General features: G+C 60.2%; 14 protein-coding genes and 1 pseudogene. 10 read left to right on the top strand and 5 right to left on the bottom strand.

Translation table 11 applies throughout. The annotated features are described in order from the left end of the window. The first annotated feature begins 2 nt into the window (after positions 1-2). From sS8_RS08370 to sS8_RS08345, 6 genes are all read left to right on the top strand, one after another. The gene (locus sS8_RS08370; protein ID WP_119629258.1) at positions 3-3,224 is read left to right on the top strand and encodes a helicase-related protein; all 3,222 of its coding nucleotides are present in this window, start codon (positions 3-5) and stop codon (positions 3,222-3,224) included. Next, entirely contained in the window at positions 3,221-4,090 is an 870-nt protein-coding gene (locus tag sS8_RS08365) for a DUF4391 domain-containing protein (protein WP_119629257.1), read from the top strand. Before sS8_RS08370 ends, sS8_RS08365 begins: the two co-directional genes overlap by 4 nt. A 154-nt stretch (positions 4,091-4,244) precedes the next feature. After that, positions 4,245-5,243, top strand: a complete 999-nt coding sequence (locus sS8_RS08360) for an Abi family protein (protein WP_119629256.1) — start codon at positions 4,245-4,247, stop codon at positions 5,241-5,243. Positions 5,244-5,252: 9 nt separating this feature from the next. Next, entirely contained in the window at positions 5,253-7,280 is a 2,028-nt protein-coding gene (locus sS8_RS08355) for a site-specific DNA-methyltransferase (RefSeq protein WP_119629255.1), read from the top strand. A gap of 10 nt (positions 7,281-7,290) precedes the next feature. Beyond that, a complete protein-coding gene (locus sS8_RS08350) occupies positions 7,291-10,326 on the top strand; it encodes a type III restriction-modification system endonuclease (protein WP_119629254.1) in 3,036 nt (1,011 codons plus the stop codon). A gap of 15 nt (positions 10,327-10,341) precedes the next feature. Next, positions 10,342-11,289, top strand: a complete 948-nt coding sequence (locus sS8_RS08345; protein WP_119629253.1) for a COG2958 family protein — start codon at positions 10,342-10,344, stop codon at positions 11,287-11,289. Between the two features lie 8 nt (positions 11,290-11,297). Here sS8_RS08345 and sS8_RS08340 read toward each other — a convergent pair whose 3' ends face one another. The 5 genes from sS8_RS08340 to sS8_RS08320 form a co-directional block, all read right to left on the bottom strand. After that, complete coding sequence (locus tag sS8_RS08340; RefSeq protein WP_119632667.1) at positions 11,298-11,588, bottom strand: hypothetical protein; 291 nt, start codon at positions 11,586-11,588, stop codon at positions 11,298-11,300. A gap of 76 nt (positions 11,589-11,664) precedes the next feature. Next, positions 11,665-12,054, bottom strand: a complete 390-nt coding sequence (locus sS8_RS08335; RefSeq protein ID WP_408631171.1) for a lysozyme — start codon at positions 12,052-12,054, stop codon at positions 11,665-11,667. A gap of 74 nt (positions 12,055-12,128) precedes the next feature. Then, the gene (locus tag sS8_RS08330) at positions 12,129-12,407 is read right to left on the bottom strand and encodes a hypothetical protein (protein WP_119629252.1); all 279 of its coding nucleotides are present in this window, start codon (positions 12,405-12,407) and stop codon (positions 12,129-12,131) included. Continuing rightward, entirely contained in the window at positions 12,404-12,703 is a 300-nt protein-coding gene (locus tag sS8_RS08325) for a DUF6127 family protein (RefSeq protein ID WP_119629251.1), read from the bottom strand. Before sS8_RS08325 ends, sS8_RS08330 begins: the two co-directional genes overlap by 4 nt. Before the next feature lie 65 nt (positions 12,704-12,768). Further along, positions 12,769-13,047, bottom strand: a complete 279-nt coding sequence (locus tag sS8_RS08320) for a DUF2793 domain-containing protein (protein ID WP_119629250.1) — start codon at positions 13,045-13,047, stop codon at positions 12,769-12,771. A gap of 45 nt (positions 13,048-13,092) precedes the next feature. On the opposite strand from sS8_RS08320, the gene sS8_RS08315 reads away from it, so the two are divergent. From sS8_RS08315 to sS8_RS08305, 4 genes and pseudogenes are all read left to right on the top strand, one after another. Continuing rightward, positions 13,093-13,302, top strand: coding sequence for a DUF2924 domain-containing protein (locus sS8_RS08315; RefSeq protein WP_232020571.1), 210 nt, complete (start codon positions 13,093-13,095; stop codon positions 13,300-13,302). Continuing rightward, positions 13,218-13,729, top strand: a pseudogene (locus sS8_RS29880) (recombinase family protein); the annotation flags it as partial. The gene sS8_RS08315 and the pseudogene sS8_RS29880, both read left to right, overlap by 85 nt. Before the next feature lie 54 nt (positions 13,730-13,783). Beyond that, positions 13,784-14,653, top strand: coding sequence for a recombinase family protein (locus tag sS8_RS08310; protein WP_408631170.1), 870 nt, complete (start codon positions 13,784-13,786; stop codon positions 14,651-14,653). Further along, complete coding sequence (locus sS8_RS08305; RefSeq protein WP_119629249.1) at positions 14,650-15,093, top strand: LacI family transcriptional regulator; 444 nt, start codon at positions 14,650-14,652, stop codon at positions 15,091-15,093. The genes sS8_RS08310 and sS8_RS08305 overlap by 4 nt, the downstream gene beginning before the upstream one ends. Position 15,094: the final 1 nt, after the last annotated feature.

The raw sequence follows: 15,094 nt of genomic DNA, 5'->3' as shown, positions 1-15,094 counted from the left end.
CCATGAAGTTGATCCACAACACCGGCGCAGACCGAGTCATCGATCTGATCCGGCCGCATCTCAAGCACGGCAATCAGCTCGGCTGCGTGACGCCCTCGTTTTCTCTCTACGCCTTCGCTGAAATGCGCGAAGCGCTGTCAGTCCTTGATCGGGTCCAGTTGATCCTGTCTCCTGACGACGGGGCGCTCGAGTTCCTCGGCGCGGAGGGCGATCGTGCCGCACGCAATCGCTTGCAAGCGCGATGGTTGGCCAATCAATGTGCGAATTGGATAAGTCGGAAGGTGGACCTTCGGCGGGCGCTGGGACCGGTGCCACAAGGCGCTGTGGTCATGCGCACGCCTGACGCCACACCTGAGCAAGTGGTACTTGGATCGCTTGCCTTCAGTACCGCCGGCCTTGGACTAACGCCCGGTAACCCATTGAGCCTGATCCAGGCATCTGAATCCGCCGACGAGGCAGCCCAACTCGCCCGGTGGTTCGATCAACAGTGGGCGAGCCTGCAAGGGCAGTCGGGGGAATCAACAAGCGGCCGAGACGCACTGATCAGCGCCTTGCAGGCCATTGGCGAGCACCGCGATCCGTTCACCGTCTACACACTGATATTGCATCACCTGTTTCGTGATAGCGGTGACGAGATGGACGAGGACCGAATCGTCAAGTCCGCTACCGGCATCCGCAATACCGTGGTGTGGAAGAAGCTGTTCAAGTTCCAACGTGATGGCGTAGTGGGCGCCATCGACAAGCTGAACCGCTTCGGTGGCTGCATCATCGCGGACAGCGTCGGCCTCGGTAAGACCTTCGAAGCCCTGGCGATCATCAAATACCACGAGCTGCGCAACGATCGTGTTCTGGTGCTGGCGCCCAAGCGTCTGCGCGACAACTGGACGCTCTACAAGGCCAACGACAAGCGCAACATTCTCGCGGCGGACCGCTTCAACTACGATGTCCTGAACCACACCGATCTGTCACGGGACGGCGGCACCTCCGGCGACATCGATCTGTCGCACGTGAACTGGGGCAACTACGACCTGGTGGTGATCGACGAGTCGCACAACTTCCGCAACAAGGCGACACACAAGGGCAAGGAGTCGCGCTACGACCGGCTCATGCGTCGGATCATCAAGGAAGGGGTCAAGACCCGCGTCCTCATGCTGTCGGCCACGCCGGTCAACAACCGGCTTGCAGACTTGCGCAATCAGATCGCCTTTGTCACCGAAGGCGATGACACGGCCTTGCTGGAGCACGGCATCGCCAGTATCGAGTCGACCACCCGCAAAGCCCAGGCCCAGTTCAACCGCTGGTTGGCGATGGATGAGTCCGAAAAAACGCCTTCGAAGCTGGTTGAAATGTTGGGTTTCGACTATTTCACGCTGCTGGATCACCTCACCATTGCCCGCTCGCGGCGGCACATCGAGAAATACTATGGCACCAGTGAGACTGGCCGTTTCCCGAATCGGCTTCCGCCAATCAACATCAAAGCGGATGTTGACCTCGCCGGCGAATTCCGCGCCATCCGCGACATCAATCTGGAAATCCGCCGCCTCACTCTGGCCAGTTATGCGCCCCTGCGCTATGTCCTGCCACACAAGCAGGCGGCTTATGACGCCAAGTACAGCACTCAGGTCCGCGGCGGCGAGGGCTTCTTCCGCCAGGTGGACCGCGAAGAGAGCCTGATTCACCTGCTTCGCGTCAATGTGCTCAAGCGCATGGAAAGCGCAGTGTCCTCCTTCGCGCTGACGGTCCAAAGGCAGCTCGGGGATGTGGAAGCCACGCTGGCCCATATTGAATCGCACACACACGAGCTCGAAGAAATCGACATTGCCGATGTAGACATAGACGATCCGGCTTTTGAGGCGCTGCTCGTCGGGCGCAAGGTCAAGGTGTTGCTCGGTGACGTTGACCTGATTCGCTGGAAGCAGGATTTGATCGAGGATCGCAACCGGCTGGCCACACTGCTGGCGGCGGCGAAACAAGTCGATGTCACCCGTGACGCAAAACTGGCCGCACTGCGCCAGATGATCGAAGACAAGTGCCGCCACCCCATCAACACACTGGATGGCAAGAGCAACCAGAAAATCATCGTCTTCACTGCCTTCTCGGACACTGCGCACTATCTCTACGAGCAGCTCGCTCCCTGGGCCAAAAGCACGCTGGGCATTGACGCCGCGCTAGTAACTGGCAGCGCCGGCATTCAGACCACCGTGCCCGGCTTGCGTAAGAGCATGAGCGGCGTGTTGTCGGCGTTCGCCCCGCGTGCCAAGGAGCGCCCCGAAGAGCTCGCTGCTGAAGGCGAGATCGATTTGCTCATTGCCACCGATTGCATTTCCGAAGGCCAGAACCTGCAAGACTGCGACTGGCTGATCAACTACGACATCCACTGGAACCCGGTGCGCATCATCCAGCGCTTCGGCCGGATCGACCGTATTGGCTCACCCAACCAGTGCATCCAGCTGGTCAACTTCTGGCCGAACATGGAGCTGGAGGAATACATCAACCTGGAGCAGCGCGTCAGCGGCCGCATGGTGCTGCTCGACATCTCCGCCACGGGTGAGGAGAACCTCATCGAGCAGCAATCCGGCAACCCGATGAACGATCTCGAGTACCGGCGCAAGCAACTGCTCAAATTGCAGGACACGGTCATCGACATGGAGGATCTGTCCACCGGGGTGTCGATTACCGACCTGACCCTGACCGACTTCCGCATCGATCTGGCTCAGTACCTGAAGGCGCACCCCGGCAAACTCGACACCCAGCCGCTCGGCGCCTATGCCGTCACGACCACCCTGGATGCGGATATTCCGCCGGGCGCGATCTTTTGCCTGCAAGCCTGTGGTCCGGCGGCCAACAAAGCCAAAGAGTCTGACTACCCCTTGGCACCGCATTACCTCGTTCATGTCGGTGACGACGGCGCCGTATTGCTGCCTTACCCCCAGGCCAAGCACATCCTCGATCGCCTCAAGCGTCTGGCGCTCGGGCGCGAAGCTCCCGACACGGGCGCCTGTGCCCGGTTCGACAAGGCGACGAGGCAGGGGGAAGACATGCGTCATGCCCAGAAGCTGCTTGCCTCAGCGGTCGCTTCGGTCGCTGGCAAGAACGAGGAACGCGCCGTCGCCAGCTTGTTCACGCCGGGTGGCACCCACGCCATCAAAGGTGAGTTCGCCGGCAGCAATGACTTCGAGGTGGTGGCGTTTATGGTGATCCTGCCGGAGAGCGAGACGCCATGACGGTCAGCCCCGCATCAACCCTTTCGGCGCAAACCCTTATCCACGCCTTGCGCTTGCCCGAGAGTTGCCGGGTGGATCAGCGCGTCCCCAAGAAATTGCTGCTGGAGAATGGTGCTGCCACGGCGGCAGACAAGCGCTTGATCACGGAGGCCATCGAAGAGATCCAATGGATCGCTGCGCTCAAGCCCAACACCATCGGTGTGCCCGACTACCGGGATACGCTGCGTGAGTACCTGGAGATCGCTGTGCTGGCAGTGACTGTGCGGGGTGTCGTTAAACCTGCAAGTCACTCGCGGCTCGCCGAGCTGTTACACCGAGCCGTGCCTTATCCGGTGCTGCTGCTGGTAGCACCACAGATGGGAGGGCAATCGTTGACCCTGTCGCTGGCCCACAAACGCTGGGCACAGAACGAGGCCGCCAAAGTAGTGCTCGACGGCAGCCCAATATCAGTAACGGTAGCGGTGCCAACATCAAACACAGCGTCGACCTCGCTGTCCGATGGCCATGTTTCCGGTTCCTCTCACCTCGATCCCACGGCCGTTGCCGATGTGGAGAATGCGTTCATCCAGTCGCTGTCAGTCACGCGCCAACCCCAGGCTACGCTGCACGCCCTCTATCAAGGCTGGGTAGATTGCGTGCAGGCATTGCTCGCCGCTCGGCTGACGGGCAGCTACCAAGTCCCGACAACCCCGGAACAGGCCGCAAAGCGTCGGCGGGCCCTGGCTAATTGTGAACGGCTTGAGGCCGAGGTCAGCCGCCTTCGGGCGCAAGCGGCAAAAGAAAAACAACTGGCACGTCAGGTCGAATTGAACCTGAGGCTCAAGCGCGTGCAGGCCGAACTGGCGGCCGCAGGGGGGGATCTGTGACTCCACGCCAGCAAATCTATGCCCGGCCGGTCTTGTGCTGTAGGCAGGCATTGCCTATACTTCCAATCAATACACCCGCCAAGCCTATGGCTGCCTCGGCAGACACGCTCAAATCGTGCGGGTTTTTTATTGCCTATAGAAAGCGGGTGGTGGGATGAAGCCATTCACCAAACCCGCCACCACCGTTGCCGAACAGCTGGCCCTGCTTAAAGCGCGTGGCCTGATCATCCGCGATGAAGTTCGAGCAGCACACTTTCTCGAGGCCGTCAGCTTTTTCCGTCTTACCCCCTACATGCGGCCATTTCAGGTGGCGGATAACCCAGATCATGCGTTTCTGGCCGGTACCGGCTTTCGACAGCTCAGTCAATTGTACGACTTCGACCGCCGCCTGCGACTGTTGGTGATGGATGCCATAGAACGGGCTGAAGTCGCGGCCAGAGCGGCTATTTCCAACCACATGGGGCCAGCGCACGGCGCCCACTGGTATCTGCGGCGTGACCTGTTTAAAACCCACTACGACTATCCCCGCTTATTGAGCACGATCGAGAGCGCACAACAAAAAGCCCGGCAGGACTACCAGCGCGAGGTGGAGCGTATCGACCGGCTCGCCCCTGCCGACGCGGCGCGTAAAACGGCATTAAAGCAACGGCGTGCCCAAGAAAGCTACGCCCGTCACTATGCCCTGACCTATAACACACCCGCCCTGATGCCCGGCTGGGCCATGCTCGAAGAGTTGAGCCTGGGTGAACTGTCTCATCTGTACCAGGGGCTGGCTAAGGATAGCGACCGCAAGGCGATTGGCCATCGTTTGGCAACACCAGCCCCCTTGCTGGATTCCTGGCTGCATACCCTGACCGTGGTGCGTAACATCTGCGCCCACCATGCCCGGCTGTGGAACCGTGAGCTGGGCATCAAGCCCGAGCAGCCAAAACAGGCGAACTTCCCTTGGCCGGGCTACCTGCATCGGGGCAGCCAACACACCCGCATTGCCGTGGTGCTGGCCATATTGCACCACCTGATGCAGCAGGCCAGCCCGCATACCCGCTGGCACCAGCGTTTAGCCGAGCTACTGAATGAATTCCCGGAAACACCCAAACAGGCGATGGGCCTGCCGGACAACTGGCAGGCAGACGCCTTTTGGCAGACTGATTAAGGAACCATCATGAAAAAAATCGACATCAACAGTCCCGAGGCCCAGTCCGCCGACCTGGTGGCGGGCAATATCGAGCAGCTCAAGGCCCTGTTCCCGGAACTCATTACGGAAGGCCCGAACGGAACGGCGGTGAACGTGGATGTGCTCAAGGCGCTGGTGGGTGACCAGACCGTTACCGATGCCGACGAAAAATACGGCCTCAACTGGCACGGCAAGCGCCGCGCCCGGCAATTGGCGCTGACACCGAGCACCGGCACCCTGCGCCCCTGCCCGGATGAGAGTGTGGATTGGGACACCACCCGGAACCTGATGATCGAGGGTGACAACCTCGAAGTGCTCAAGCTGCTGCAGAAAAGCTATGCCGGCAAAGTGAAGCTGATCTATATCGACCCGCCGTACAACACCGGCAAGGACTTTGTGTATCCGGATAACTTCCAGGACAACATCAGGAACTATCTGGAGCTGACCGGGCAGGTGGAAGGCGGACAGAAGATTAGCAGCAATAGCGAGGCCAGCGGGCGGTTTCATACCGACTGGCTGAATATGATGTATCCGCGATTGAAACTTGCACGCGCTCTATTGAAGAGCGATGGAGTAGTGTTCATTTCCATTGACGATAGGGAACTGAACAACCTGCGAACTGTAGCCAACGAGATATTTGGCGAAGAAAATTTCGTGGCCACGGTCAGCGTCGTCAATAACATGAAGGGGCGGAATGATAAGAAGCATGTCGCCGCCTGTCACGAGTATGTTGTCATCTACGCTGGGCCGTCCTTCCAGTCGAATGGCTTGCCGCTGACCGAAGAGCAGCGAGCAGCGTTCAAGTACACCGACGAGAAAGGCTTTAAGTACGCCCTACGTGATCTGCGTAAACGCGGTGGCCCGGATCGGCGGGAAGACCGCCCAAACATGTACTTTCCTATTTTTTGGGATGAGGCATCGGGGCGTTGCTATCTTGAACGACAGGCTGACTCCGACATCGAGATCGTGCCTTTGAGGGGTGATGGTTCCGAAGGGCGCTGGCGATGGGGTATCGACAAAGTTCGTAAACACCTCGACTGGATGCACCCAAAGCGCTCGGATAGAAGTGGACGGTTGGACGTAGAGCATCGCCTGTACCTCGATACGTCAATTGCCATTGATGACGATATCGAAGAAGAGGACGAGGATGATGAGGGCGCGATTGAGCGCACCTCAAAGCCCAAGTCTGTTTGGTTCGGGGGCGAGTTTTCAAGCGACAGTGGTAAGCGAGCTTTGAAAGAACTACTGCCCGGTGATGCGTTCGACTTTCCGAAGTCCATCGAGTTCATGCGAACCTGCGTTCTGTTGGGGGCAAGTAGCTCCGACATAATCCTCGATCTGTTCTCCGGGTCCGGCGCCATGGCGCAAGCGGTCATGCATCAGAACGCCATTGATGGTCAGTCTCGGCGCTGCATATGCGTCCAACTTCCCGAACCACTTGATCCAACCGAAAAGAAGCAGAAGGGAGGAGCAGCGCTTTGTGACAAGCTGGGCGTATCTCGCAATATCGCTGAGCTTACGAAAGAGCGCATCCGCCGCGCCGCCGCCAAGATCAAAGCCGACAACCCGCTGTTTGCTGGCGATACCGGCTTCCGCGTATTTAAGCTCGACCACTCCAACATCCGCGCCTGGAACCCCAATCCGGCCGATCTGGAAGCCTCGTTGTTCGACCATCAGGATCATTTGCTCGAAGGTCGCTCTGAGGCGGACGTGCTCTACGAACTGCTGCTCAAGCTAGGCCTCGACCTGTGCGTGCCCATCGAGCAGCGCACCATCGCGGGCCGTGAGGTGCATGCCGTGGGTGGCGGCGTCTTGATGGCCTGTCTGGCCGAGCAGATTACCGGCGAGCAGGTAGAGCCGCTGGCCCAAGGCATTATCGACTGGCACAAGGAACTGGCGCCCGCCGGTGACACGACCTGCGTGTTCCGCGACAGCGCCTTTGAAAACGATGTCGCCAAGACCAACCTCGCCGCCATTCTGGAGCAGCACGGCATCCAGAACGTGCGCAGTCTATGAGGGGGGCGCTATGAGACTTCACTTCGAGCCCAACCTCGACTACCAGATGCAGGCCATTGAGGCCGTGTGCGACCTGTTCCGTGGCCAGGAGGTGTGCCGCACCGAGTTCACGGTGACGATGAAGGCGCCGATGCCGGTGGGGTCGGATCTGTTTCCCGGGACCCAGCCTGAGCAAATGACGCTGGGCATGGCCGAGTCGGATCTGGGTGTCGGTAACCGACTGACGCTGCTGGACGATGAGCTGCACAAGAATCTAGCGGACATTCAATTGCGGGGTGGTCTGCCCCCATCCGGCGCGCTGGCGTCCGGCGACTTCACCGTGGAAATGGAAACCGGCACCGGTAAGACCTACGTCTATCTGCGCAGCATCTTCGAGCTGAACAAACGCTATGGTTTCAGCAAGTTCGTCATCGTGGTGCCGTCGGTCGCGATCAAGGAAGGCGTCTACAAGACCCTGCAGATCACCGAGGATCACTTCAAGGGGCTCTACGCCGGGGTGCCCTTCGACTACTTCCTCTACGACTCCAACAAGCTCGGGCAGGTGCGCAACTTCGCCACCAGCTCGAACATCCAGATCATGGTGGTGACAGTGGGCGCCATCAACAAGAAGGACGTCAACAACCTCTACAAGGACAGCGAGAAGACCGGCGGCGAGAAGCCCATCGACCTGATCAAGGCGACCCGGCCCATCGTCATCGTGGACGAACCCCAAAGTGTGGATGGTGGCCTCGAGGGGCGCGGCAAAGAGGCCCTGGATGCGATGAATCCACTCTGCACGCTGCGCTATTCCGCGACCCACGTGAACAAGCATCACATGGTGTTTCGCCTCGACGCAGTCGATGCCTACGAGCGAAAACTGGTCAAACAGATCGAGGTGGCCTCGGCGACGGTGGAGGATGCGCACAACAAGCCCTTCGTGCGGTTGATATCGGTGGCCAACAAGCGCGGGACCATCAGTGCCAGGGTCGAACTGGATGTAGCCACCGCCAGCGGTGTGAAGCGGCAGGAGCTTGCCGTATCCGATGGCGACGACCTGGAGCAACTTGCCAAGCGTCCGATCTATGCCGATTTTCGCGTCGGCGAGATCAACACGGCCAAGGGCGACGAGTTCATGGAGCTGCGTTACCCCGGTGGAGAAGTGTTCTTGAAGCCGGGTCAAGCCCACGGTGATGTGGATGCGCTGGCCGTGCAGCGCGAAATGATCCGTCGCACGATTCGCGAGCATCTGGACAAGGAAAAGCGCCTGCGACCGCTGGGCATCAAGGTGCTGTCGCTATTTTTCATCGATGCGGTGGACAGGTACCGCCAGTACGACGCGGACGGCAATCCGGTCAAAGGTGACTACGCGCGCATCTTTGAAGAGGAGTATCGGCGTGCCGCCAAGCTGCCGGCCTACCAGAGCCTCTTCGCCGAGATCGACCTGGACGCCGCCGCAGAGGATGTGCACAACGGCTATTTCTCCATCGACAAGAAAGGCGGCTGGACTGATACCGCAGAGAACAATGCGGGCAACCGCGAGAATGCCGAGCGCGCCTACAACCTGATCATGAAGGAGAAGGAAAAGCTACTGTCCTTTGCTACACCGCTGAAGTTCATTTTTTCCCATTCGGCCCTGAAGGAAGGCTGGGACAACCCGAATGTGTTCCAGATCTGCACCCTCCGGGACATCCAGACCGAGCGCGAACGTCGTCAGACCATCGGCCGCGGATTGCGTTTGTGCGTGAATCAGCACGGTGAGCGTGTGCGGGGCTTCGAGGTCAACACCCTGACCGTAGTGGCGACGGAGAACTACGAGCAATTCGCCGAAAACCTGCAGAAAGAGATCGAGGCGGATACCGGCATACGTTTTGGCATTGTCGAGCATCACCAGTTTGCCGCAATTGCCGTGACGGCACCGGACGGAAAGATCGTCCCCTTAGGCGTCGATCAATCCAAGGCGTTATGGGAGCATCTGAAGGCCGCCGGCCACATTGACGCCAAGGGCAAGGTGCAGGATTCACTGAAAAAAGCCCTCAAGGAAGGCGCCCTGGTGCTACCCGCCGAGTTTGATGCCCAGAAGGGCCAGATTGCCGAGGTACTACGCAAGGTGTCGGGTCGCCTGGAAATCAAGAATGCCGATGAGCGCAAACAGGTTCCACTGCGCAAAGGCCAGGATGGTAAGGCGATATACCTGAGTGGCGAGTTCAAGGCGCTGTGGGATCGCATCAAGCATCAGACCACCTATCGCGTGCAATTTGACAATGCCAAGCTGATCACCGATTGCATCAGCGCCTTGCAAAAGGCACCTGTGATTGCCAAAGCGCGCCTGCAATGGCGGAAGGCCGATATCGCCATTGGCAAGGCGGGCGTTCAAGCGACCGAGAAAGCGGGTGCAGCGACGGTGGTGCTGGATGAAACGGATATTGAGCTGCCGGACTTGCTGACGGACCTGCAGGATCGAACCCATCTGACCCGCCGCACGATCACCAGCATCCTGACCGGAAGTGGGCGCCTGGACGACTTCAAGCGTAACCCGCAGCAGTTCATCGAGCTGGCTGCCGAGACCATCAATCGATGCAAACGGATGGCCCTGGTCGACGGCATCAAGTACCAGAAGTTGGGCGACCAGCACGTCTACGCGCAGGAGCTGTTCGACAAAGAAGAGCTCACTGGCTATCTCAAGAACATGCTGATGGACACCCGAAAGTCGATCTACGAGCATGTGGTGTACGACTCGACGACGGAGCGAGACTTTGCCGACGCGCTGGAGAAAAACGACGCGATCAAGCTGTATGCAAAGCTACCAGGCTGGTTCAAGGTGCCAACCCCGCTAGGTAGCTATAACCCCGACTGGGCCGTGCTGGTGGAAGAAGACGGCGCGCAGCGTCTTTACTTCGTAGTGGAAACCAAGAGCAGCCTGTTTACCGATGACCTGCGGGACAAGGAGAGCGCCAAGATCGAATGTGGCAAGGCGCATTTCCACGCGCTGGCAGTTGGCGAGAATCCGGCACGCTATGTGGTCGCGCGTTCAGTTGGCGACCTGTTGACGGAAGCGGCCAAGAGATAAGCCGGGAGGAAGAGCATGGCGTTGAATCTAAGACAGGCAGTGGTCGGTTTCCTGAAAGATCGTGCAGAGCAGAAATTCACTGCGCGGCAGATTGCGGAGTGGCTATTCGAAACCTTCCCCGAGGAGTGTCAGGAAAAGCGGGCCAAAAGCCAGGGCAACTACATCAAGTCGGATGCTGATCTGGTGCAGCAGCTCGTCGCGGAGATCAGCTCGCAGCGCCCGCGCTTGCAGAAGAAGCATCCAGAGCTCAAGACGACCGAGGGCCGCCCACGGAAGTATTACTACTCCGAAAAATCAGACAGTGCCGAGGTGGCGGCAGCAGAGAGCGCGGTCGTCGTGCCCACGGCCGACATGAACGATACCAAGCTCGGCGAGCACGCGATGTACCCTCTGCTGTCGTTGTATCTGTGGGAAGAGTTTGGGGTGTACTCAAAGCGCATCGACGAGAAACGTTCATCGAACAAGCGCGGCCCGAACGGTAACCGCTGGCTCTACCCGGATCTGGTGGGCATGGAGGACCTGGGCGCCGATTGGCACCAGGAGGTGCGGGACTGCGTGAATCAGTATTCGGACAAGCGCACCAAGCTGTGGTCGTTCGAGGTCAAGCTGCTAATCAACCGGTCAAATGTCCGAGAGTGCTTCTTCCAGTCCGTCTCGAACTCCTCGTGGTCCAACTTTGGCTACCTGGTGGCCGCCGAGATCGAGGGGCAGGACACATTGAAGGAGCTGCGAATGCTGTTCGCGGCTCACGGCATCGGCCTGATCAAGCTGGATGCCGACAACCCGGCGGAAAGTCAGGTGCTGATTCCAGCCCGGGAACGGGATGAGATCGATTGGGATATGGCAAACCGACTAGCCACGGAGAATCGGGATTTTCTCGACTACGTGAAGTTGGTGAAGCAGTTCTACCAGACCGGCGAAGCACGGCTGGCCGACTGGGACGTGACAAAAGAGGCCGAGTAGCCGCGAGGCTATTCGAGAGACCCAGTCACGGTGAGTTGCTGTTCGGCTCTGCTGAACCGCCCGTGCCAGAAGTCTCGGCCGTCAATGGTCAGACGCTGTAGCGTCAGCTGAAAGCCCTCACAGTTGCGCTCTTTCGCCGTCGCAAAGTCGCTGGTGTCGAATCTGGCTTCGCGAGCCAGGGTCGTCGCGGTGGACTTCATGGCGTACTCGAACAGATCGAGCAGGTTGGATTGTTCGTCTTCGTCGATGCCGTGAGAAACGGTGTCCTCGATCACGGCCTTCTTGTATCTGTTAGTCATCGGCATTTCTCCGTTGCGGGAATGACATGAACGCGCTGTGCGGCGGTAAAGCCAAGCTCTTCTGCGCGCTTTCGGCTCAAGCGTTGCGAAGTAGCAAGGCGACCTCAGCCTCTCGTCGCGTTACCAGCCCTGGCAGCACTTTTCCGCCGCCATAAATCCATCGCCGCAGTTCCTGCCCTGCAGCGATCCAGTCCCGCTGATTGATCCGTCGCCTCAGGGTCGATGTCTGAAGCCGCCCTGCGCCGAGGTTGAAGGTGAAGTCGACGATGGCCGCGAGTCGCGCCTCTGGCTCGGCGGCCAGCACCGGGCAGTAGCGCAGCGTGGCGGCGAGAGCCGTGCGCAGATCCTGACGCAAGTAGGTCTCGCCCTCTTCCTCGTTGATCGGTGGATGGTCCGGCTTGCATAGACGCCCGTAGCCGATCGTCCAGTAGCCGGCCGGGCAGATATAGGGATGGGCCCGGCGCAGAGGATCTGACCTCGGAATACGATGGAATCCCTAGAAGCGCTTCGCCAGGGCGATGGCTGCCTGGGGAATCTGGCTCATGGCCTCACCCGATCAAACACGCGCCCGAGGAACCAGAAGTTCAGCACGCCTGCCCACAGTGCCTGATCAGCTTCGGTCCATGCGTGGAGGATCGCGACACCCCAGTCGGCACCGCCTTCGATGCGCTGAGCACCGCGTAGCTTCTCGAATTCGAGCGCCTTGTCCTGCATTGCCAGTTCGTGGCCACGTTCTCCCTTGCGGTCGAGCCACTTTAGGAGTTCGGGCGCCAGGCGGAAGGCGCCGCCGAGCAAGCCACCGAGAAGGGTCTCGATCATTGGCCACCTCCGAACACCTTGAACTTGATGAGGGCGCCCGCCACCAACGCCAGCAGGAATCCGGTAGTGATCATCTTGATGACGGTCTGCCACGCGGTGTGCTTGGCGGTGTTGAAGGCATCGAGCAGGCCGCGCAGTTCGCGGATGTCGTGGGCGGCGTCGTCACCGTCCAAGCCAACATCGGCCAGGGCACGTTTGGCGCCGCGTTCGGCGGCGCGATCCAGAAGGTCTTCGAAGTCCTCCTTGCGCAGGAGGAGCATGCTGTCGACCAGTGCGGGTTTTTGTGGGTCAGTCATAGGGCGGGCTCCAGAAATGCAAAACCCGCCACTCGGGCGGGTTTTCGGGGTTCAGGGGAAAGCGATCAGATGGCGATGCCGGGACTCCAGCCGGTGGCCTTGTAGGCCGAGAGCACTGCCTCGTCCTCGATGAAGCAGAGCCAACCGACTTTAGGGATGTGGTATTCCCAGACGCCCGCGATGCGCGCCGCGATCTGATCGGTCTTGCCGCTCCAGACGCCGGTTGCGCCAGCGGGAATGAGGTAACGGTCGCCGTTAACCGGGCTGGCAGGTGGTGTGGCCAGATCGCGGTCTTTGACCGACAGGCTGACGACGGCGCCCAGCCGCTTCAGGTTGGCATCCATGCCGGCGCCCCAGCCGCTTTCGCCGAGCGTCCAGCCGCCGGTACCGTGTTGGTCCGGAAATACAAGGGCGTCGAGTACCGGGTGATCGCGACCGCCGATGGCCAGTACGACTTTGAAGGCCGGATGTACCCGAGCCTTTCGATGATCGCCCGCGAGATCACTGGCATGCGATGGTCGGGGCCTCTGTTCTTTGGGCTCAGGCCGCCATCCAATGCCAAGACCAAGCCGTCCACCAAGAAGGGAGGTGGACGATGAACGAAGTCTTGAAGTGCCGCATGCGCTGCGCAGTCTATACGCGCAAGTCCACCGACGAAGGACTCGACCAGGAATACAACTCCATCGATGCCCAGCGCGACGCCGGTCACGCCTACATCGCCAGCCAGCGCGCCGAGGGCTGGATTCCAGTAGCCGACGACTACGACGATCCGGCCTTCTCCGGTGGCAACATGGAACGTCCGGCGCTGCGCCGCATGATGGCGGACATCGAGGCCGGCAAGATGACGTGGTCGTCATCTACAAGATCGACCGCTTGACACGCAGCCTGGCGGACTTCTCCAAGATGGTCGAGGTGTTCGAGCGCTACGGCGTGTCGTTCGTGTCGGTCACCCAGCAATTCAACACGACGACCTCGATGGGCCGCTTGATGCTGAACATCCTGCTGTCCTTCGCCCAGTTCGAGCGCGAGGTCACCGGCGAGCGCATCCGCGACAAGATCGCGGCCAGCAAGCGCAAGGGCATGTGGATGGGCGGCGTGCCACCGCTGGGCTACGACGTCGAGAACCGCCGGCTGGTGCCCAACGAACGCGAGGCCAAACTGATCCGGCACATCTTTCAGCGCTTCGTTGAACTCGGCTCCAGTACGGCGTTGGTCAAGGAGCTGAAACTGGATGGCGTAACGTCGAAGGCGTGGACTACGCAAGACGGCAAAACCCGCGAGGGCAGACCGATCGACAAGGGCCACATCTACAAGCTACTCAGCAACCGGACCTACCTTGGCGAGTTACGTCACAAGGACCAGTGGTACCAGGCCAAGCATCCGCCCATCATCAGCCGCGAACTGTGGGACAGCGTCCACGCGATCCTGGAGACGAATGGCCGGGTGCGGGGCAACACGACGCGGGCCAAGGTTCCCTATTTACTCAAGGGCATCGTGTTCGGCAACGACGGCCGTGCGCTGTCGCCGTGGCACACCACCAAGAAGAATGGCCGGCGCTACCGTTACTACGTGCCCCAGCGCGACGCCAAGGAACACGCCGGTGCCTCGGGTCTGCCGCGACTGCCCGCCGCAGAACTGGAGTCGGCGGTACTCGATCAACTGCGCGCGATTTTGCGTGCCCCGAATCTGCTCGGCGATATGCTGCCGCAAGCGATCAAGCTGGACCCAACCCTGGACGAAGCCAAGATCACCGTGGCCATGACCCGGCTCGACGCGATTTGGGATCAACTGTTCCCAGCGGAGCAGACCCGGATCGTCAAGCTGCTGGTGGAGAAGGTGATCGTGTCGCCAAATGACCTCGAGGTGCGACTGCGCGCCAACGGCATCGAGCGCCTGGTGCTGGAACTGCGTCCCGAGCCGGTCGAGCAACAAGCTGAGGCGCTGGCATGAGCGACATCCGCATCCAGAAGACCGGCGAGCCGGACATCCTGCAGACCAGCGACGGTAGGCTGACCCTGTCCGTGCCGATCCAGATCAAGCGCCGCAGTGGCCGCAAGTTGGTCACCTTGCCAAACGGCGAAACCGCGCCGGTCAGACCGTGGGACGTAGCACCGACCTCCATCCAACTGGCGCTGGCCAGTGGCCACCGCTGGCTGGCGATGCTGGAATCAGGAGAGGCGAAGTCCTTGAAGGAGATCGCCACGCGGGAGAACATCGACAACAGCTACGTCAGCCGAATGGTCAACCTGACCACGCTGGCACCCGACATCGTGGCGGCCATCCTCGACGACGCACTGCCGAATCACATCACGCTGTTTGATCTGGCGGTTGATCCGCCGGCGCTGTGGGATGAGCAGCGGGCGAGAATTGCTGGGTCATCGCCAGCGTGAG

It is taken from the genome of Methylocaldum marinum, from assembly GCF_003584645.1.
Classification (GTDB): domain Bacteria; phylum Pseudomonadota; class Gammaproteobacteria; order Methylococcales; family Methylococcaceae; genus Methylocaldum; species Methylocaldum marinum.
Note: the sequence above shows the minus strand (reverse complement) of the source record. Positions and strands in the feature narration are given on the sequence as shown.